30 protein-coding genes are annotated in these 17,099 nt (G+C 51.8%); 1 reads left to right on the top strand and 29 read right to left on the bottom strand.

The window, feature by feature from the left end:
• Positions 1-3: 3 nt before the first annotated feature.
• The 25 genes from rpsK to rpsJ form a co-directional block, all read right to left on the bottom strand.
• Positions 4-393, bottom strand: coding sequence for a 30S ribosomal protein S11 (gene rpsK, locus C2E16_RS02250; protein WP_004160563.1), 390 nt, complete (start codon positions 391-393; stop codon positions 4-6).
• 16 nt (positions 394-409) lie between these two features.
• A complete protein-coding gene (gene rpsM, locus C2E16_RS02245; protein WP_008457189.1) occupies positions 410-766 on the bottom strand; it encodes a 30S ribosomal protein S13 in 357 nt (118 codons plus the stop codon).
• Between the two features lie 145 nt (positions 767-911).
• A complete protein-coding gene (gene rpmJ / locus C2E16_RS02240) occupies positions 912-1,028 on the bottom strand; it encodes a 50S ribosomal protein L36 (RefSeq protein WP_004160566.1) in 117 nt (38 codons plus the stop codon).
• A gap of 31 nt (positions 1,029-1,059) precedes the next feature.
• Positions 1,060-2,391: a preprotein translocase subunit SecY gene (gene secY / locus C2E16_RS02235; RefSeq protein WP_084970645.1), complete on the bottom strand. Its 1,332-nt coding sequence runs from the start codon at positions 2,389-2,391 to the stop codon at positions 1,060-1,062.
• Between the two features lie 7 nt (positions 2,392-2,398).
• Positions 2,399-2,833, bottom strand: a complete 435-nt coding sequence (gene rplO / locus C2E16_RS02230; protein WP_038629767.1) for a 50S ribosomal protein L15 — start codon at positions 2,831-2,833, stop codon at positions 2,399-2,401.
• 3 nt (positions 2,834-2,836) lie between these two features.
• The gene (gene rpmD, locus C2E16_RS02225; RefSeq protein ID WP_004846568.1) at positions 2,837-3,016 is read right to left on the bottom strand and encodes a 50S ribosomal protein L30; all 180 of its coding nucleotides are present in this window, start codon (positions 3,014-3,016) and stop codon (positions 2,837-2,839) included.
• Between the two features lie 6 nt (positions 3,017-3,022).
• Entirely contained in the window at positions 3,023-3,523 is a 501-nt protein-coding gene (rpsE, locus tag C2E16_RS02220) for a 30S ribosomal protein S5 (RefSeq protein ID WP_038629766.1), read from the bottom strand.
• Between the two features lie 14 nt (positions 3,524-3,537).
• Positions 3,538-3,891: a 50S ribosomal protein L18 gene (gene rplR / locus C2E16_RS02215; RefSeq protein WP_038629765.1), complete on the bottom strand. Its 354-nt coding sequence runs from the start codon at positions 3,889-3,891 to the stop codon at positions 3,538-3,540.
• A gap of 9 nt (positions 3,892-3,900) precedes the next feature.
• Complete coding sequence (gene rplF, locus C2E16_RS02210) at positions 3,901-4,434, bottom strand: 50S ribosomal protein L6 (RefSeq protein WP_038629764.1); 534 nt, start codon at positions 4,432-4,434, stop codon at positions 3,901-3,903.
• A 12-nt stretch (positions 4,435-4,446) separates the two neighbouring features.
• Positions 4,447-4,839, bottom strand: coding sequence for a 30S ribosomal protein S8 (gene rpsH, locus C2E16_RS02205; RefSeq protein WP_017374146.1), 393 nt, complete (start codon positions 4,837-4,839; stop codon positions 4,447-4,449).
• Positions 4,840-4,872: 33 nt separating this feature from the next.
• Positions 4,873-5,178 (bottom strand): 30S ribosomal protein S14, encoded by a 306-nt coding sequence (gene rpsN / locus C2E16_RS02200; protein WP_038629763.1) that lies wholly within the window; start codon positions 5,176-5,178, stop codon positions 4,873-4,875.
• A 14-nt stretch (positions 5,179-5,192) separates the two neighbouring features.
• A complete protein-coding gene (gene rplE, locus C2E16_RS02195; RefSeq protein ID WP_038629762.1) occupies positions 5,193-5,732 on the bottom strand; it encodes a 50S ribosomal protein L5 in 540 nt (179 codons plus the stop codon).
• 14 nt (positions 5,733-5,746) lie between these two features.
• Positions 5,747-6,061, bottom strand: coding sequence for a 50S ribosomal protein L24 (rplX, locus tag C2E16_RS02190; RefSeq protein WP_038629761.1), 315 nt, complete (start codon positions 6,059-6,061; stop codon positions 5,747-5,749).
• A gap of 10 nt (positions 6,062-6,071) precedes the next feature.
• A complete protein-coding gene (rplN, locus tag C2E16_RS02185) occupies positions 6,072-6,443 on the bottom strand; it encodes a 50S ribosomal protein L14 (protein ID WP_038629760.1) in 372 nt (123 codons plus the stop codon).
• 168 nt (positions 6,444-6,611) lie between these two features.
• Positions 6,612-6,866: a 30S ribosomal protein S17 gene (gene rpsQ / locus C2E16_RS02180; protein ID WP_013510766.1), complete on the bottom strand. Its 255-nt coding sequence runs from the start codon at positions 6,864-6,866 to the stop codon at positions 6,612-6,614.
• A complete protein-coding gene (gene rpmC / locus C2E16_RS02175) occupies positions 6,866-7,057 on the bottom strand; it encodes a 50S ribosomal protein L29 (RefSeq protein ID WP_038629759.1) in 192 nt (63 codons plus the stop codon). The genes rpsQ and rpmC overlap by 1 nt, the downstream gene beginning before the upstream one ends.
• Positions 7,057-7,467: a 50S ribosomal protein L16 gene (gene rplP / locus C2E16_RS02170; protein ID WP_008927134.1), complete on the bottom strand. Its 411-nt coding sequence runs from the start codon at positions 7,465-7,467 to the stop codon at positions 7,057-7,059. Before rplP ends, rpmC begins: the two co-directional genes overlap by 1 nt.
• Positions 7,468-7,479: 12 nt before the next feature.
• Entirely contained in the window at positions 7,480-8,181 is a 702-nt protein-coding gene (gene rpsC / locus C2E16_RS02165) for a 30S ribosomal protein S3 (RefSeq protein ID WP_038629758.1), read from the bottom strand.
• 17 nt (positions 8,182-8,198) lie between these two features.
• Positions 8,199-8,531, bottom strand: coding sequence for a 50S ribosomal protein L22 (gene rplV, locus C2E16_RS02160; RefSeq protein ID WP_007891659.1), 333 nt, complete (start codon positions 8,529-8,531; stop codon positions 8,199-8,201).
• Positions 8,532-8,545: 14 nt separating this feature from the next.
• Positions 8,546-8,824: a 30S ribosomal protein S19 gene (gene rpsS / locus C2E16_RS02155; protein WP_004929772.1), complete on the bottom strand. Its 279-nt coding sequence runs from the start codon at positions 8,822-8,824 to the stop codon at positions 8,546-8,548.
• Positions 8,825-8,840: 16 nt separating this feature from the next.
• Positions 8,841-9,662, bottom strand: coding sequence for a 50S ribosomal protein L2 (gene rplB / locus C2E16_RS02150; RefSeq protein WP_038629757.1), 822 nt, complete (start codon positions 9,660-9,662; stop codon positions 8,841-8,843).
• A 17-nt stretch (positions 9,663-9,679) separates the two neighbouring features.
• On the bottom strand, positions 9,680-9,982 hold the full coding sequence (gene rplW, locus C2E16_RS02145; RefSeq protein WP_038629756.1) for a 50S ribosomal protein L23: 303 nt from the start codon (positions 9,980-9,982) through the stop codon (positions 9,680-9,682).
• A complete protein-coding gene (gene rplD, locus C2E16_RS02140; protein WP_038629755.1) occupies positions 9,979-10,584 on the bottom strand; it encodes a 50S ribosomal protein L4 in 606 nt (201 codons plus the stop codon). Before rplD ends, rplW begins: the two co-directional genes overlap by 4 nt.
• 11 nt (positions 10,585-10,595) lie before the next feature.
• Positions 10,596-11,225, bottom strand: a complete 630-nt coding sequence (rplC, locus tag C2E16_RS02135; RefSeq protein WP_038629754.1) for a 50S ribosomal protein L3 — start codon at positions 11,223-11,225, stop codon at positions 10,596-10,598.
• Between the two features lie 32 nt (positions 11,226-11,257).
• Complete coding sequence (gene rpsJ, locus C2E16_RS02130; RefSeq protein ID WP_001181005.1) at positions 11,258-11,569, bottom strand: 30S ribosomal protein S10; 312 nt, start codon at positions 11,567-11,569, stop codon at positions 11,258-11,260.
• 388 nt (positions 11,570-11,957) lie between these two features.
• Between rpsJ and C2E16_RS02125 the strand changes: the two genes are divergently transcribed.
• Positions 11,958-12,740, top strand: coding sequence for a prepilin peptidase (locus tag C2E16_RS02125; RefSeq protein WP_084970646.1), 783 nt, complete (start codon positions 11,958-11,960; stop codon positions 12,738-12,740).
• Here C2E16_RS02125 and bfr read toward each other — a convergent pair.
• The 4 genes from bfr to fusA all read right to left on the bottom strand — a co-directional run bounded on the left by bfr (position 12,724) and on the right by fusA (position 17,016).
• The gene (gene bfr, locus C2E16_RS02120) at positions 12,724-13,200 is read right to left on the bottom strand and encodes a bacterioferritin (RefSeq protein ID WP_038629753.1); all 477 of its coding nucleotides are present in this window, start codon (positions 13,198-13,200) and stop codon (positions 12,724-12,726) included. The genes C2E16_RS02125 and bfr overlap by 17 nt on opposite strands.
• 84 nt (positions 13,201-13,284) lie before the next feature.
• A complete protein-coding gene (bfd, locus tag C2E16_RS02115) occupies positions 13,285-13,479 on the bottom strand; it encodes a bacterioferritin-associated ferredoxin (RefSeq protein ID WP_038629751.1) in 195 nt (64 codons plus the stop codon).
• 174 nt (positions 13,480-13,653) lie between these two features.
• Positions 13,654-14,838 (bottom strand): elongation factor Tu, encoded by a 1,185-nt coding sequence (gene tuf / locus C2E16_RS02110; RefSeq protein WP_104951403.1) that lies wholly within the window; start codon positions 14,836-14,838, stop codon positions 13,654-13,656.
• Positions 14,839-14,907: 69 nt separating this feature from the next.
• Positions 14,908-17,016, bottom strand: coding sequence for an elongation factor G (gene fusA / locus C2E16_RS02105; protein ID WP_038629749.1), 2,109 nt, complete (start codon positions 17,014-17,016; stop codon positions 14,908-14,910).
• Between the last annotated feature and the right edge of the window lie 83 nt (positions 17,017-17,099).

Genomic DNA, 17,099 nt, shown 5'->3' with positions numbered 1-17,099 from the left:
GCGTTATACGCGACGTTTTTTCGGCGGACGACAACCGTTGTGAGGGATCGGAGTCACATCAGTAATGTTCGTGATGCGGAAACCTGCGGCGTTCAGAGCACGAATGGTAGATTCGCGACCCGGACCCGGACCCTTAACCATAACTTCCAGGTTCTTAATACCGTAATCTTTCACGGCCTCTGCGCAACGCTCAGCAGCAACCTGTGCAGCGAACGGCGTAGATTTACGAGAACCACGGAAGCCGGAACCACCGGCTGTTGCCCAACCCAGTGCGTTACCCTGACGGTCAGTAATGGTAACGATGGTGTTGTTAAAAGACGCATGGACATGAGCCACGCCATCTGAGACTTGTTTTCTTACACGCTTACGTGCACGAACTGGTGCCTTTGCCATTATTCAATCACCCCGATTATTTCTTGATCGGTTTGCGCGGACCCTTACGGGTACGGGCGTTGGTCTTAGTACGCTGACCGCGCACTGGCAGACCACGACGATGACGCAAACCGCGATAGCAACCAAGGTCCATCAGACGTTTGATGCTCATGCTAACTTCACGGCGCAGATCACCTTCAACGACAAATTTGGCAACTTCGTCACGCAGCGTGTCGATTTGTTCTTCAGACAGCTCACTGATCTTAACATCTTCAGCGATACCCGCAGCAGCACAGATGGCCTTGGAGCGAGTCTTGCCGACGCCGTAGATCGAAGTTAACGCGATCACAGCATGTTTCTGATCAGGAATGTTAATGCCTGCTATACGGGCCACTATGCACTCCTATAAATTATATATGCGCCCCATGCTGAAAAGCCCGTTTTCAGGATACTCAAATGGAAACGCACAGACATACAAAAGATTGGCTGGCTAATCTAGCCAGCTCAACCCGACTTTGCAAGAAAAATATGCGAGAAAATCAGCCCTGGCGCTGTTTGTGCTTAGGCTCGGCACTGCAAATCACGCGTACAACGCCGTCGCGACGGATGATTTTGCAGTTACGACATAATTTCTTGACGGAAGCACGAACTTTCATTTTTACTCTCCGTAACTTCTCAAGCGCCTGATCAGCGGCTATAGCCTTTCAGGTTTGCTTTCTTCAATGCAGACTCGTACTGACTGGACATCATCAGAGTTTGCACTTGAGCCATAAAGTCCATGATGACCACAACGACGATAAGCAGTGAGGTTCCACCGAAGTAGAACGGTACCTTCATCGCATCACGCATGAACTCCGGGATCAGGCAGATGAAAGTAATGTAGAGCGCACCGACCAGCGTCAGACGCGTCATCACTTTATCGATGTACTTCGCCGTTTGCTCTCCCGGACGAATTCCTGGTACAAATGCACCAGACTTCTTCAGGTTATCTGCTGTTTCACGCGGGTTGAAAACCAACGCCGTATAGAAGAAACAGAAGAAGATGATTGCAGTCGCATAGAGTAGCACATAAAGCGGTTGGCCTGGCTGCAAATACATTGAAATAGTTGTCAGCCAGTTCCATCCTGTGCCGCCGCCAAACCAAGAAGCAATGGTGGCCGGGAACAGGATAATGCTGGAGGCGAAAATAGCCGGGATAACCCCTGCCATGTTCACTTTCAGCGGTAAATGTGTACTCTGCGCAGCATAGACACGACGGCCTTGCTGACGTTTCGCATAGTTCACCACAATGCGGCGTTGACCACGCTCAACGAAAACAACGAAGAAGGTCACTGCAAATACGAGAACTGCAACCAACAGCAACAGAAGGAAGTGCAGGTCGCCTTGCCGCGCTTGCTCGATGGTATGGCCAATGGCCGGCGGAAGACCCGCAACGATACCCGCAAAGATTATGATGGAGATACCGTTGCCGATACCCCGCTCAGTAATCTGTTCGCCCAGCCACATCAGGAACATGGTTCCCGTCACCAGGCTCACAACAGCGGTAAAATAGAAGGCAAAGCCCGGATTCATCACCAGGCCCTGCATTCCAGGCATATTCGGCAGACCGGTAGCAATACCGATCGACTGAAAAATCGCCAATACCAGAGTGCCGTAACGGGTGTACTGGCTAATCTTACGACGGCCAGCCTCCCCTTCTTTCTTGATTTCTGCCAGGGCGGGATGAACCACCGTCAGCAGCTGGATAATAATCGACGCCGAAATATACGGCATGATACCCAGAGCAAAGATAGAAGCACGGCTTAAAGCACCACCAGAGAACATGTTAAACATTTCAATAATGGTGCCACGCTGTTGCTCAAGCAGTTTGGCAAGTACAGTGGCATCGATACCAGGGATCGGAATAAAAGAGCCAATGCGGAATACAATCAGCGCACCGATGACAAACAAAAGTCTGCGTTTCAGTTCGCCGAAACCGCCCTTGGCACTTTGAAAATCTAATCCTGGTTGCTTAGCCATCTGCTACTTATTCCTCAATTTTACCGCCAGCAGCTTCGATTGCAGCACGAGCGCCTTTAGTGACACGCAGACCGCGAACCGTTACCGGTGCAGAAACTTCGCCAGACAGAATCACTTTCACGAATTCGATCTGAGTACCGATGATGTTCGCTGCTTTCAGCGTATTCAGGTCAACGATACCGCCTTCCACTTTCGCCAGCTCGTTCAGACGAACTTCCGCCGTCACCATTGCTTTGCGAGAAGTGAAACCGAATTTCGGCAGACGACGGTACAGAGGCATCTGACCGCCTTCGAAACCACGACGTACGCCACCGCCAGAACGAGAATTCTGACCTTTGTGACCACGGCCGCCGGTTTTACCGAGACCAGAACCGATACCACGACCCAGGCGTTTACCCGCCTGTTTTGAGCCTTCGGCCGGAGACAGAGTATTCAAACGCATCTGTTACTCCTCCACTTTAACCATGTAGGAAACCGCGTTAACCATACCGCGAACAGCAGGCGTATCTTCACGCTCAACGGTGTGGCCAATGCGACGCAGACCCAGGCCAAGCAGCGTTGCCTTATGCTTAGGCAGACGGCCGATTGCACTGCGGGTTTGAGTAATTTTGATCGTCTTTGCCATGGTCAATTACCCCAGAATTTCTTCAACGGATTTACCACGCTTGGCAGCGACCATTTCCGGAGACTTCATATTTTCCAGGCCATCGATAGTTGCACGAACCACGTTAATCGGGTTAGTAGAACCATACGCTTTAGCCAGTACGTTATGAACTCCAGCGACTTCCAGAACGGCGCGCATTGCACCGCCGGCGATGATACCGGTACCTTCAGAAGCCGGCTGCATGAACACACGGGAACCTGTGTGCGCACCTTTAACAGGGTGCTGCAGGGTGCCGTTAGTCAGCGCGACGTTAATCATGTTGCGACGGGCTTTTTCCATCGCTTTCTGGATCGCTGCCGGTACTTCACGCGCTTTACCGTAACCAAAACCAACGCGACCGTTGCCGTCACCCACTACAGTCAGTGCGGTGAAGGAGAAAATACGGCCACCTTTCACAGTTTTAGATACACGGTTTACCGCGATCAGCTTTTCCTGCAGTTCACCAGCTTGTTTCTCGATGTGTGCCATCTTAGACCTCTACCTTAGAACTGAAGGCCAGCTTCACGGGCAGCTTCTGCCAGTGCCTGGACGCGACCATGATATTGGAAACCGGAACGGTCGAAAGCAACGTCTTTGATGCCTTTTTCCAACGCGCGCTCAGCAATAGCTTTACCTACAGCAGACGCAGCGTCTTTATTGCCGGTGTACTTCAGTTGTTCAGAGATAGCTTTTTCTACAGTAGAAGCAGCAACCAGAACTTCAGAGCCGTTCGGGGCGATGACCTGTGCGTAAATGTGACGCGGGGTACGATGTACCACCAGGCGAGTAGCACCCAGCTCTTTGATCTTGCGACGTGCGCGGGTCGCACGACGGATACGAGCAGATTTCTTATCCATAGTGTTACCTTACTTCTTCTTAGCCTCTTTGGTACGCACGACTTCGTCGGCGTAACGAACACCCTTGCCTTTGTAAGGCTCAGGACGACGGTAGGCGCGCAAGTCAGCCGCAACCTGGCCGATCAGCTGTTTATCAGCACCTTTCAGTACGATTTCAGTCTGAGTCGGACATTCTGCAGTGATGCCTGCAGGCAGTTCGTGATCAACCGGGTGAGAAAAACCCAGTGACAGATTCACGACGTTGCCTTTAACGGCTGCACGATAACCTACACCAACCAGCTGCAGCTTCTTAGTGAAGCCTTCGGTAACACCGATAACCATTGCGTTCAGCAGCGCACGGGTAGTACCCGCTTGCGCCCAACCGTCAACGAAACCTTCGCGCGGAGCGAAAGTCAGAGCGTTGTCAGCATGCTTAACTTCAACAGCATTATTGATAGTACGAGTCAGCTCGCCGTTTTTACCTTTGATCGAAATAACCTGACCGTTGAGTTTTACCTCTACGCCGGCAGGAACAACGACAGGTGCTTTAGCAACACGAGACATTTTTTCCTCCGATTAAGCTACGTAGCAGATAATTTCGCCACCAAGACCAGCTTGGCGCGCTGCACGATCAGTCATAACACCTTTAGAGGTAGAAACAACAGCAATACCCAGTCCAGCCATTACCTTCGGCAGCTCATCTTTTTTCTTATAGATGCGCAGGCCAGGACGGCTAACACGTTGAATGCTTTCTACCACAGCTTTACCCTGGAAATACTTAAGAGTCAGTTCCAGTTCCGGCTTGATGTCGCCTTCGATTTTGAAATCTTCAATATAACCTTCTTCCTTCAGCACGTTGGCGATTGCCACTTTCAGCTTGGAGGAAGGCATGGTGACCGCAACTTTGTTCGCGGCCTGACCGTTACGGATACGGGTCAGCATATCCGCGATCGGATCTTGCATGCTCATCTGTCTTTACTCCCGTGATTCAATTGGTGACAATTACCAGCTAGCCTTTTTCAGACCCGGGATTTCACCGCGCATAGCGGCTTCACGGACCTTGATACGGCTCAACCCGAACTTCCGCAGGAAACCATGCGGACGACCTGTTTGACGGCAGCGGTTACGCTGACGAGACGGGCTGGAATCACGCGGCAGACTCTGCAGCTTGAGAACAGCATTCCAACGATCTTCGTCGGAGGCGTTCACATCAGAAATGATCGCTTTCAGTTCAGCGCGTTTCGCGAAGAATTTGTCTGCTAATTTCTCACGCTTGACTTCGCGTGCTTTCATTGATTGCTTAGCCATTAAGTAACCCTACCTTACTTACGGAACGGGAAGTCAAAGGCAGCCAGCAGAGCACGGCCTTCATCATCAGATTTCGCAGTAGTGGTAATGGTGATATCCAAACCACGAACGCGATCGACTTTGTCGTAGTCGATTTCTGGGAAGATGATCTGCTCACGGACGCCCATGCTGTAGTTACCACGACCATCGAAAGACTTGGCGGACAGGCCGCGGAAGTCACGAATACGCGGTACAGCAATAGTGACCAGACGCTCAAAGAACTCCCACATGCGTTCGCCACGCAGAGTTACTTTACAGCCGATCGGATAGCCCTGACGGATTTTGAAGCCTGCAACTGATTTGCGTGCTTTGGTGACCAGCGGTTTTTGACCGGAGATGGCTGCCAGGTCTGCTACTGCGTTATCCAGCAGCTTCTTGTCAGCGATCGCTTCACCAACACCCATGTTCAGGGTGATCTTCTCGACCCGAGGGACTTGCATGACAGAATTGTAGCCAAACTCAGTCATGAGTTTCTTAACTACTTCGTCTTTGTAGTAATCATGCAGTTTCGCCATCGTACTACTCCAAATTACTTGATAGTTTCGCTGTTAGACTTGAAGAAACGGACTTTTTTGCCGTCTTCGAATCTAAAGCCTACACGGTCAGCCTTACCGGTAGCCGCATTGAAGATAGCAACGTTAGAAACCTGAATTGCAGCTTCTTTTTCAACGATGCCGCCCGGTTGGTTCAGAGCCGGAACCGGCTTCTGATGTTTCTTCACCAGGTTGATACCTTCAACAATGACCTTGCCAGAAGACAGGACATTTTTCACTTTACCGCGCTTACCTTTATCTTTGCCGGTCAGCACGATAACTTCGTCATTACGACGGATTTTCGCTGCCATTCTTCGCTCCTTAGAGTACTTCTGGTGCCAGGGAGATAATTTTCATGAACTTTTCGTTACGAAGTTCACGAGTTACCGGCCCAAAAATACGCGTTCCGATCGGCTGCTCGCTGTTATTGTTCAGAATAACGCATGCATTACCATCGAAGCGAATGACAGAACCGTCAGGGCGACGAACACCCTTCCTGGTGCGCACCACTACCGCCTTAAGCACATCACCTTTTTTCACTTTACCACGCGGAATTGCTTCCTTGATGGTAACTTTGATGATGTCGCCTACGCCTGCGTAGCGACGGTGCGAGCCACCCAGAACCTTGATACACATTACGCGACGTGCACCGGAGTTGTCGGCGACGTTCAGCATAGTCTGTTCTTGGATCATTTTAGTGCTCCGCTAATGTCAACTACTACTTCGGGACCCAAACTGCAGGTCGTTAGAAAGCCCCATAATTGAGGGCGCGGCATTATAACACCGGTTCTCGCAGATGGGTAGAAAAAATAAACGGCTCTTGCGAGCCGTTTATCTTATTTTTTAGAGAAGGGGATTCTATTACAGAACCGCTTTCTCTACAACGCGAACCAGCGTCCAGGACTTAGTCTTGGACAGCGGACGGCATTCGCGGATTTCAACCACGTCGCCGATACCGCATTCGTTGTTCTCGTCATGGATGTGCAGCTTAGTCGTACGCTTAATGAATTTACCGTAGATCGGGTGCTTCACGAAACGCTCGATAGCAACAACTGCAGATTTCTGCATTTTGTCACTAACAACACGACCTTGCAGAGTACGGATTTTATCGGTCATTACGCACCCGCCTTCTCAGTCAGTAAAGTCTTAACGCGTGCAACATCACGGCGCACATTCTTCAGCAGATGGGTCTGCTGCAGCTGGCCAGACGCTGCCTGCATGCGCAGGTTAAATTGCTCACGCAGCAGGTTAAGCAGCTCAGTGTTCAGCTCTTCAACGCTTTTTTCACGCAGCTCTTTTGCTTTCATTACATCACCGTCTTAGTAACAAAGGTGGTTTTGATAGGCAGTTTTGCTGCTGCCAGCTTGAAGGCTTCACGGGCCAGCTCTTCCGGTACGCCGTCCATTTCATACAGGACTTTACCCGGCTGGATCAAGGCAACCCAATACTCCACGTTACCTTTACCTTTACCCATACGCACTTCCAGCGGCTTCTCGGTGATCGGTTTGTCCGGGAATACACGGATCCAGATCTTACCTTGACGCTTAACTGCACGGGTCATAGCACGACGTGCTGCTTCGATCTGACGAGCAGTCAGACGACCACGGCCAACAGCTTTCAGACCGAAAGTACCGAAGCTCACATCCGTACCGGCAGCCAGACCACGGTTGCGGCCTTTGTGCACCTTACGGAATTTTGTACGCTTTGGTTGTAACATCAGCGACTCTCCTTACTTACGGCCTTTACGCTGCTGCTTTTTCGGTTGAGCAGCCGGTTTTTCCGGTTGTTCAACAGCAGCCATACCACCCAGGATCTCACCTTTGAAGATCCATACCTTAACGCCGATTACACCATAAGTGGTGTGCGCTTCTGAGGTGTTGTAGTCAATGTCAGCACGCAGAGTGTGCAACGGTACGCGACCTTCGCGGTACCATTCGGTACGTGCGATTTCCGCGCCGCCCAGACGGCCGCTAACTTCAACTTTAATACCTTTGGCGCCCAGACGCATTGCGTTCTGTACAGCACGCTTCATCGCACGACGGAACATCACACGACGCTCCAGCTGAGAAGTGATGCTGTCAGCAACCAATTTCGCGTCCAGTTCCGGTTTACGGACTTCGGCGATATTGATCTGTGCCGGTACGCCAGCGATATTCGCTACGACCGTGCGCAGTTTTTCTACGTCTTCGCCTTTTTTACCGATAACGATGCCTGGGCGAGCGGTGTGAATGGTCACACGGATGCTTTTCGCCGGACGCTCGATAACGATGCGCGATACAGACGCTTTAGCCAGTTCTTTAGTCAGGAACTGACGCACTTTAAAATCGCTGTCCAGGTTGTCAGCGAATTCTTTGGTATTAGCGAACCAGGTAGAGTTCCAGGGTTTAACAATACCCAGTCGAATACCATTAGGATGTACTTTCTGACCCATTGCTAGTCTCCAGAGTCTCAGCGATCGGACACAACCACAGTAATGTGGCTGGTGCGCTTCAGGATGCGATCTGCACGACCTTTCGCACGCGGCATAATGCGCTTCATGCTTGGGCCTTCGTCGACGAAAATTTTCGCGACTTTCAGATCGTCGATATCAGCGCCATCGTTGTGTTCGGCGTTAGCAATGGCAGATTCCAGCACCTTCTTGACCAGTACAGCAGCTTTCTTGTTGGTGTAGGTCAGGATGTCCAGAGCCTGCGACACTTTCTTACCGCGAATCAGGTCAGCCACCAGGCGAACCTTTTGAGCAGAAGAACGAGCGTGGCGATGTTGAGCAATAGTTTCCATCTCTTCCTCCTGCCTTAGCGTTTCTTGGCTTTTTTATCAGCCGCGTGACCGCGATAAGTACGAGTCGGCGCGAATTCACCCAGCTTGTGACCAACCATTTCGTCGGAAACAAAGACAGGTACGTGCTGACGACCATTATGGACAGCGATGGTCAAACCGATCATATTTGGAAAGATCGTTGAACGACGGGACCAAGTGCGCAGGGGCTTCTTGTCACCGCTTTCCACCGCTTTCTCTACCTTCTTCAGCAAGTGCAGGTCAATAAAAGGACCTTTCTTGAGAGAACGTGGCATGGCTTATCCTCTAATATTATTTGCTACGGCGACGTACGATAAATTTATCAGTACGCTTGTTGCTACGGGTCTTCTTACCTTTGGTCTGAACGCCCCACGGAGTGACCGGGTGCTTACCAAAGTTACGACCTTCACCACCACCGTGCGGGTGATCTACTGGGTTCATCGCAGTACCGCGAACGGTCGGACGAACACCACGCCAGCGGGCAGCACCTGCTTTACCCAGAACGCGCAGCATGTGCTCAGCGTTACCGACTTCGCCCAGGGTTGCGCGGCAGTCAGCTTCGACTTTACGCATTTCGCCTGAACGCAGACGCAGGGTTACGTAGGAACCTTCACGCGCAACGATCTGCACGTAAGTACCAGCAGAACGCGCAATCTGGCCGCCCTTGCCTGGTTTCATTTCTACGTTATGCACGGTGGAACCAACTGGGATGTTACGCATCGGCAGGGTGTTACCTGCTTTGATCGCAGCATCAACGCCAGACTGAATCTGGTCGCCAGCTTTCAGGCCTTTAGGGGCCAGGATATAACGGCGCTCGCCGTCTTTGTACAGAACCAGCGCGATGTTCGCGGAACGGTTCGGATCGTACTCAAGACGTTCAACAACAGCCGGGATACCATCTTTGTTGCGTTTAAAGTCAACCAGACGGTAAGCCTGCTTATGACCACCACCGATGTGACGGGTAGTGATGCGGCCATTGTTGTTACGGCCACCGGATTTGCTGTTTTTTTCCAGCAGCGGAGCAAATGGTTTGCCCTTGTGCAGCTCTGGGTTCACCACTTTAACTACGTGGCGACGACCCGGAGATGTCGGTTTACATTTAACAATTGCCATTGTTCTTCTCCTCCGACTTACTCTGCGCCGCCGACGAAGTCCAGATTCTGGCCTTCTTTCAGGGTGACGTAAGCTTTCTTCCAGTCGCTACGACGACCAATACGCTGTCCATGACGCTTCACCTTGCCTTTAACGACCAGGGTGTTGACGTCTTTGACTTCAACTTCAAACAGTTTCTGCACAGCGGCTTTGATTTCTGCTTTGGACGCGTCTTTCGCAACTTTGAGAACGATGGTGTTGGTTTTTTCCATCGCAGTAGACGCTTTTTCAGAAACGTGCGGCGCGCGCAGCACTTTCAGCAGACGTTCTTCACGGATCATGCCAGCATCTCCTCAACTTGCTTAACTGCGTCAGCAGTCATAACGACTTTGTCGAAGGCGATCAGGCTAACCGGATCGATACCCGCTGCATCGCGCACGTCAACCTTGTACAGGTTACGCGCAGCCAGGAACAGATTTTCATCCAGTTCACCGGTGATGATCAGCACGTCTTCCAGCGCCATATCTTTCAGTTTCTGTGCCAGCAGCTTGGTTTTCGGCGCTTCTACAGAGAACTTCTCGACAACGATCAGACGATCCTGACGTACCAGCTCGGACAGAATGCTTTTCAGCGCGCCGCGGTACATCTTTTTGTTAACTTTTTGACTGTGATCCTGCGGCTTCGCAGCGAAAGTCACACCACCTGAACGCCAGATCGGGCTCTTAACAGAACCTGAACGCGCACGGCCGGTGCCTTTCTGACGCCACGGCTTCTTGCCAGAACCAGTGACTTCAGCACGGGTTTTCTGAGCACGAGTGCCCTGACGGGCGCCAGCTGCGTAAGCAACAACAACCTGATGTACCAGCGCTTCGTTGAAATCACGACCGAAGGTAGTTTCGGAAACAGTCAGCGCGCTTTGCGCGTCTTTCATTACTAATTCCATTCCTCGCCCCCTCACGCCTTAACAGCTGGTTTAACGATCAGGTCGCTACCGGTTGCGCCCGGGACAGCACCTTTAACCAGCAGCAGGTTGCGCTCAGCGTCAACACGTACTACGTCCAGGCTCTGAACGGTTACGCGCTCATTACCCAGCTGACCTGCCATTTTTTTGCCTTTAAACACTTTGCCCGGAGTCTGGTTCTGACCGATAGAACCCGGAACGCGGTGAGACAAGGAGTTACCGTGGGTAGCATCCTGGGTACGGAAGTTCCAGCGCTTAACAGTACCGGCGAAACCTTTACCTTTGGACGTACCAGTCACGTCAACTTTTTTAACGTCAGCGAAAATTTCAACGCTGATGTCCTGGCCAACGGTATATTCTTCACCTTCAGCGGTGCGGAATTCCCACAGACCACGGCCAGCTTCTACGCCAGCTTTAGCAAAATGACCTGCTTCAGGTTTGGTCACGCGGTTCGCTTTTTTCGCACCGGTGGTAACCTGGATTGCGCGGTAGCCGTCGCTGTCCAGACCTTTAACCTGAGTAACACGGTTTGCTTCGACTTCGATTACGGTTACAGGGATAGATACGCCTTCTTCAGTGAAGATGCGGGTCATACCCACTTTTTTACCGACTAAACCAATCATTGTTTCAACCTCTCAATCGCTCGATGACCTGATTAACCCAGGCTGATCTGCACGTCTACACCGGCAGCCAGATCCAGACGCATCAGAGCATCAACGGTTTTTTCAGTTGGCTCAACGATGTCAACCAGACGCTTGTGAGTGCGGATTTCGTACTGGTCGCGCGCGTCTTTGTTAACGTGCGGGGAGATCAGAACGGTAAAGCGCTCTTTGCGGGTCGGCAGCGGGATCGGACCACGCACCTGCGCACCAGTGCGCTTGGCGGTCTCAACGATTTCCGCGGTTGATTGATCGATCAGACGATGATCAAACGCTTTAAGACGGATACGGATTCTTTGGTTCTGCATGAGACCAGAGCTCCAATTATTTTATAAACGAAAAGAATTACTCCTCGCACCCATTACGATTGATGGGGGAGTGTAATCGTTCAGCATATAACTCCCCAATCGGGAGTATTGTCAGGCCGGTCGATATCCGACAAGCCTGCGATTCTGCTCGAATCGCGCCTGCAATATCAGCAGGCCCGCGCATTATACGGGAATTTGTTCAGATAGCAACCCGTCAGGCAGTATGAGAGTGAAAAAGTGGGAGCAGGCGTAGCGATAGGCCGGAGAATGCGCAACGCAGCGATATTTATTGCGCGCAGCTTTCGGCAATGCATTAAAGCCGGACGACAGCCTCAAATGCTCCCTTTACGCTGTGGCCTTTCATCTCTCTCTAAGGAAGGCACTTTACATGATGGTCATTTTGATTTTCGGGCTGGCAGGACTGGTGACAGGCAGCTTTCTTTGTCTGGCAGCCGATCGTTATCGTCCGGAGCTGACGGAACGGCAGTGGCTTCAACGGCTATTTTTTCCTTCTTCCCGCTGCGCCGTCTGTCGGCAGCGGCTTCAGCCAGGCGATCTGATTCCGCTTTATAGCTGGATGCGTTGGCATCGAAGATGTCGTTATTGCCGCCACAAACTTCCGTGGCGGCTCCCTGCCGTCGAGGTACTCGCCAGCCTGCTTTTCTGCCTTTCAGCCTGGCGTGTCCCCTCCCCCGCCGCGCTCATGTTTACCTTATTGCTAAGCGCGGCGCTCCTTCTGCTTAGCCTTATTGACGAACAATATTTGATCTTGCCCGACATATTGACGCTTCCCTTACTCTGGCTTGGCTTGCTTTACCATCTGCTGCTCAACGAGGAGAAACTGCCGACAGCAGTATGCGGAGCATTGCTGGGTTGGCTTTCGCTGTGGTTGCTTTACTGGCTATTCTGGTTATTTCGTCAACGAGAGGGGTTAGGATATGGCGATATGAAGCTGTTTGCAGCGCTGGGCGCCTGGTGTGGCTGGCAGGCCTTGCCTGCTATCGCTACGTTCGCGGCGTTGGGAGGCGTGCTGCTTTTTTGGCATGGCGGGATAAAGAAAGGCGGCGCCGGCGCCGATCGCCAGCTGCCTTTTGGACCCTGCTTATCTCTTGCAGGCTGGGCAGTATTCGTTTGGCACAGTCAGGAAGCGAATGTTAGTTTTCTTCTCTAATCTGCGCCTGTAGATAATTCTGGATGCCCATTTTTTGTATCAGGTCCAGCTCGGTTTCCAGCCAGTCAATATGATGCTCTTCGTCAGCGAGGATTTCGATCATCATATCTCGGCTGACGTAGTCGTAGATTTTATCGGCCCAGGCTATCGCTTCCCGCAGATCTTTGGCGCCTTCCAGTTCAAGGGCCAGGTCGCAGCGCAGCATCTCTTCCACATCCTCGCCGATGCGCAGACGGCCTACATCCTGCAAATTAGGCACGCCTTCCAGAAAAAGTATGCGTTCAATGTACTTATCCGCATGCTTCATCTCATCGATCGACTCGTGGTATTCCACGTCGTTCAGGCGCATCAAGCCCCAGTTTTTGAACATCCGCGCATGAAGAAAATACTGATTGATCGCAACTATTTCATTTCCTAAAAGTTTATTCAGATGACTTATGATCTTTGCATCGCCTTTCATTTTCTTTCCTCCGCTTCCAGTTAATTAGAGCGTAGATGTGGTTAGAAAGAAGTCAAAAAAGCAATGGTGAATCTGTGGGTATCTTCAGGCGATCTCTCTATACAGCGTCGGTTGCTGCATCTCTTCATCCATGATTTCACGTACGGCGCGGATGCATTTTCCACACTGTTTTCCAACCGGCACGAAATGACGCAGCTGTTGGATAGATTTAGGCTGATAGCGACGCACAACCTCACGCACGGTTTTATCGCTTATCGCATTACACAGACAGACGTACATTTATCGGCTCCGGTATAATTACTGAGCGCATACTAAATGAGAATGGTTTTTATTTCAATCCTGGGCTTTGTAAGGATATTGAGACAGGCTGTTCAGAAAGGAATAATAAAAAAGGGCGCCGAAGCGCCCTCTTTAACTGAGCAAAAGCCAAAACCTTCGCTCTGCTATCGCTAATTAAGCGATAACGCGTGCTACAACGCCCGCGCCAACGGTACGGCCGCCTTCGCGGATTGCGAAACGCAGACCGTCGTCCATCGCGATCGGGTGGATCAGGGTAACAACCATTTTGATGTTGTCGCCCGGCATAACCATCTCAACGCCTTCCGGCAGTTCAATGGTGCCCGTTACGTCAGTCGTACGGAAGTAGAACTGAGGACGGTAGCCTTTGAAGAACGGAGTGTGACGGCCGCCTTCGTCTTTGGACAGGATGTACACTTCTGATTCGAACTGGGTGTGCGGCTTGATAGAGCCCGGCTTAGCCAGAACCTGGCCACGCTCGATTTCTTCACGCTTGATGCCACGCAGCAGAACGCCGACGTTCTCACCAGCCTGACCCTGATCCAGCAGTTTGCGGAACATTTCAACGCCGGTACAGGTAGATTTCGCGGTATCTTTGATACCCACGATTTCAACTTCTTCACCCACTTTGATGATGCCGCGCTCAACACGACCGGTCACTACGGTACCACGACCAGAGATGGAGAATACGTCTTCGATCGGCAGCAGGAACGGCTTGTCAATCGCGCGCTCTGGTTCCGGGATGTAGGTATCCAGGTGGCCAGCCAGCTCGATGATTTTCGCTTCCCACTCAGCGTCGCCTTCCAGCGCTTTCAGCGCGGAACCGCGAACGATCGGAGTGTCGTCGCCCGGGAAGTCGTACTGAGACAGCAGGTCACGCACTTCCATCTCAACCAGTTCCAGCAGCTCTTCGTCATCAACCATGTCACACTTGTTCAGGAACACGATGATGTACGGAACGCCAACCTGACGACCCAGCAGGATGTGCTCACGGGTCTGCGGCATCGGGCCGTCAGTCGCAGCAACAACCAGGATAGCGCCGTCCATCTGAGCAGCACCGGTGATCATGTTTTTCACGTAGTCGGCGTGGCCCGGGCAGTCAACGTGCGCGTAGTGACGAGACGGGGTTTCATACTCAACGTGAGAGGTGTTGATGGTGATACCACGTGCCTTCTCTTCCGGCGCGTTATCGATCTGATCGAACGCACGAGCCTGGCCACCGTAAGTTTTAGACAGAACGGTGGTGATAGCTGCGGTCAGAGTGGTTTTACCGTGGTCAACGTGGCCGATAGTACCAACGTTAACGTGCGGTTTGTTACGCTGAAATTGCTCTTTCGCCATGGCGATATTCCTTACTGTTATGCCCTCATCCTTGATGAGGGCATCTGTTCACTATTCTAAAACCGTAGCTTATTTGCTACGAGCTTCAATAACGGCCTGAGCGACGTTGTTCGGCGCTTCCGCGTACTTCAAGAACTCCATGGAGTAAGAAGCACGGCCCTGGGTCTGAGAACGCAGGTCAGTAGCATAACCGAACATTTCAGACAGCGGTACCTGAGCGCGAACGGTTTTACCGGTAGCGGTGTCATCCATACCTTCGATGATGCCGCGACGACGGTTCAGGTCACCGATTACGTCACCCATGTTCTCTTCCGGCGTTTCAACTTCAACCTTCATGATCGGCTCAAGCAGAACAGGCTTCGCTTTCTTAAAGCCGTCTTTAAACGCCAGAGATGCAGCCAGTTTAAACGCCAGTTCAGAGGAGTCCACATCGTGGTAAGAACCGAAGTGCAGACGAACGCCCAGATCAACTACCGGATAACCAGCCAGCGGACCAGATTTCAGCTGCTCCTGGATACCTTTGTCAACAGCCGGGATGTATTCGCCAGGAATTACACCGCCTTTGATGTCGTTGACAAATTCGTAACCTTTGCCGCCCGGCTCCAGCGGATACAGGTCGATCACAACGTGACCGTACTGACCGCGACCACCAGACTGTTTCGCGTGTTTACCTTCGACATCCTTGATGGTGTCGCGGATAGTTTCGCGATAAGCAACCTGCGGCTTACCGACGTTCGCTTCAACGTTGAACTCGCGTTTCATACGGTCAACGATGATGTCGAGGTGCAGTTCGCCCATACCAGCGATGATGGTCTGGTTAGATTCTTCGTCAGTCCATACGCGGAATGACGGGTCTTCTTTCGCCAGACGACCCAGAGCCAGACCCATTTTTTCCTGGTCAGCTTTGGTTTTCGGTTCAACCGCGATAGAGATAACCGGCTCCGGGAATTCCATACGTTCCAGGATGATCGGGTTGTTCGGATCGCACAGGGTGTCGCCGGTGATCACGTCTTTCAGACCGATCGCCGCAGCGATGTCGCCCGCGCGAACTTCTTTGATCTCTTCACGTTTGTTGGCGTGCATCTGTACGATACGGCCAAAACGCTCACGCTGTGATTTCACAGAGTTCAGTACGGTATCGCCTGAGTTCACCACGCCAGAATAAACGCGGAAGAAGGTCAGGTTACCTACGAACGGGTCGTTCGCGATTTTGAACGCCAGAGCAGAGAACGGCTCTTTATCGTCAGAGTGACGCTCTGCCGGAGTATCTTTACCGTCGTCCAGCATACCTTTGATAGCCGGTACGTCGGTCGGTGCTGGCAGGAACTCAACCACTGCATCCAGCATCGCCTGAACACCTTTGTTCTTAAATGCAGAACCACAGGTAACCAGGATGATCTCATTGTTCAGCACGCGCTGACGCAGTGCTTTCTTGATCTCTTCTTCAGTCAGCTCTTCGCCGCCGAGGTATTTCTCCATCAGCTCTTCAGAAGCTTCAGCCGCAGATTCGATCAGGTTCTGATGCCATTCTTCAGCCAGGTCAACCATGTCAGCCGGGATATCTTCGTATTCGAAGGTTACGCCCTGGTCTGCATCGTTCCAGTTGATGGCTTTCATTTTGATCAGGTCAACAACGCCGGTAAATTTCTCTTCCGCGCCGATAGCCAGCTGCAGAGGAACCGGGTTTGCGCCCAGACGGGTTTTGATCTGACCAACAACTTTCAGGAAGTTGGCGCCCATGCGGTCCATTTTGTTAACGAACGCGATGCGCGGAACTTTATATTTGTTAGCCTGACGCCATACGGTCTCAGACTGCGGCTGAACACCACCAACCGCACAGTAAACCATCACTGCGCCATCAAGAACACGCATGGAACGTTCTACTTCGATGGTGAAGTCAACGTGTCCCGGGGTGTCGATGATGTTGATGCGGTGCGGCTCAAACTGTTTGGCCATACCAGACCAGAACGCGGTGGTCGCAGCAGAAGTAATGGTAATACCACGCTCTTGCTCCTGCGCCATCCAGTCCATGGTCGCAGCGCCATCATGCACTTCACCGATTTTGTGGTTAACACCGGTGTAGAACAGGATACGCTCGGTGGTCGTGGTCTTACCGGCGTCGATGTGAGCACTGATACCGATGTTACGGTAACGTGCAATGGGTGTTGTACGAGCCATTTGATTCCTCTGATTCTCGGACGTTCAAAATAAGTCAGCCCCAGCGGGTTGGCTAATTGAGCGCCCGCTGGGTTAACAATAAC

This window comes from Mixta calida, from assembly GCF_002953215.1.
In the GTDB taxonomy this organism is placed as follows: Bacteria; Pseudomonadota; Gammaproteobacteria; order Enterobacterales; family Enterobacteriaceae; genus Mixta; species Mixta calida.
This window is presented reverse-complemented; position numbering and strand designations above follow the sequence as displayed.

Excerpts from the sequence above, each read along its gene's own strand:
- rpsK (WP_004160563.1), bottom strand. The coding sequence starts at position 393 with ATGGCAAAGGCACCAGTTCGTGCACGTAAGCGTGTAAGAAAACAAGTC.
- rpmJ (WP_004160566.1), bottom strand. The coding sequence starts at position 1,028 with ATGAAAGTTCGTGCTTCCGTCAAGAAATTATGTCGTAACTGCAAAATC.
- secY (WP_084970645.1), bottom strand. The coding sequence starts at position 2,391 with ATGGCTAAGCAACCAGGATTAGATTTTCAAAGTGCCAAGGGCGGTTTC.
- rplO (WP_038629767.1), bottom strand. The coding sequence starts at position 2,833 with ATGCGTTTGAATACTCTGTCTCCGGCCGAAGGCTCAAAACAGGCGGGT.
- rpmD (WP_004846568.1), bottom strand. The coding sequence starts at position 3,016 with ATGGCAAAGACGATCAAAATTACTCAAACCCGCAGTGCAATCGGCCGT.
- rpsE (WP_038629766.1), bottom strand. The coding sequence starts at position 3,523 with ATGGCACACATCGAGAAACAAGCTGGTGAACTGCAGGAAAAGCTGATC.
- rplR (WP_038629765.1), bottom strand. The coding sequence starts at position 3,891 with ATGGATAAGAAATCTGCTCGTATCCGTCGTGCGACCCGCGCACGTCGC.
- rplF (WP_038629764.1), bottom strand. The coding sequence starts at position 4,434 with ATGTCTCGTGTTGCTAAAGCACCTGTCGTTGTTCCTGCCGGCGTAGAG.
- rpsH (WP_017374146.1), bottom strand. The coding sequence starts at position 4,839 with ATGAGCATGCAAGATCCGATCGCGGATATGCTGACCCGTATCCGTAAC.
- rpsN (WP_038629763.1), bottom strand. The coding sequence starts at position 5,178 with ATGGCTAAGCAATCAATGAAAGCACGCGAAGTCAAGCGTGAGAAATTA.
- rplE (WP_038629762.1), bottom strand. The coding sequence starts at position 5,732 with ATGGCGAAACTGCATGATTACTACAAAGACGAAGTAGTTAAGAAACTC.
- rplX (WP_038629761.1), bottom strand. The coding sequence starts at position 6,061 with ATGGCAGCGAAAATCCGTCGTAATGACGAAGTTATCGTGCTGACCGGC.
- rplN (WP_038629760.1), bottom strand. The coding sequence starts at position 6,443 with ATGATCCAAGAACAGACTATGCTGAACGTCGCCGACAACTCCGGTGCA.
- rpsQ (WP_013510766.1), bottom strand. The coding sequence starts at position 6,866 with ATGACCGATAAAATCCGTACTCTGCAAGGTCGTGTTGTTAGTGACAAA.
- rpmC (WP_038629759.1), bottom strand. The coding sequence starts at position 7,057 with ATGAAAGCAAAAGAGCTGCGTGAAAAAAGCGTTGAAGAGCTGAACACT.
- rplP (WP_008927134.1), bottom strand. The coding sequence starts at position 7,467 with ATGTTACAACCAAAGCGTACAAAATTCCGTAAGGTGCACAAAGGCCGC.
- rpsC (WP_038629758.1), bottom strand. The coding sequence starts at position 8,181 with ATGGGTCAGAAAGTACATCCTAATGGTATTCGACTGGGTATTGTTAAA.
- rplV (WP_007891659.1), bottom strand. The coding sequence starts at position 8,531 with ATGGAAACTATTGCTCAACATCGCCACGCTCGTTCTTCTGCTCAAAAG.
- rpsS (WP_004929772.1), bottom strand. The coding sequence starts at position 8,824 with ATGCCACGTTCTCTCAAGAAAGGTCCTTTTATTGACCTGCACTTGCTG.
- rplB (WP_038629757.1), bottom strand. The coding sequence starts at position 9,662 with ATGGCAATTGTTAAATGTAAACCGACATCTCCGGGTCGTCGCCACGTA.
- rplW (WP_038629756.1), bottom strand. The coding sequence starts at position 9,982 with ATGATCCGTGAAGAACGTCTGCTGAAAGTGCTGCGCGCGCCGCACGTT.
- rplD (WP_038629755.1), bottom strand. The coding sequence starts at position 10,584 with ATGGAATTAGTAATGAAAGACGCGCAAAGCGCGCTGACTGTTTCCGAA.
- rplC (WP_038629754.1), bottom strand. The coding sequence starts at position 11,225 with ATGATTGGTTTAGTCGGTAAAAAAGTGGGTATGACCCGCATCTTCACT.
- rpsJ (WP_001181005.1), bottom strand. The coding sequence starts at position 11,569 with ATGCAGAACCAAAGAATCCGTATCCGTCTTAAAGCGTTTGATCATCGT.
- C2E16_RS02125 (WP_084970646.1), top strand. The coding sequence starts at position 11,958 with ATGATGGTCATTTTGATTTTCGGGCTGGCAGGACTGGTGACAGGCAGC.
- bfr (WP_038629753.1), bottom strand. The coding sequence starts at position 13,200 with ATGAAAGGCGATGCAAAGATCATAAGTCATCTGAATAAACTTTTAGGA.
- bfd (WP_038629751.1), bottom strand. The coding sequence starts at position 13,479 with ATGTACGTCTGTCTGTGTAATGCGATAAGCGATAAAACCGTGCGTGAG.
- tuf (WP_104951403.1), bottom strand. The coding sequence starts at position 14,838 with ATGGCGAAAGAGCAATTTCAGCGTAACAAACCGCACGTTAACGTTGGT.
- fusA (WP_038629749.1), bottom strand. The coding sequence starts at position 17,016 with ATGGCTCGTACAACACCCATTGCACGTTACCGTAACATCGGTATCAGT.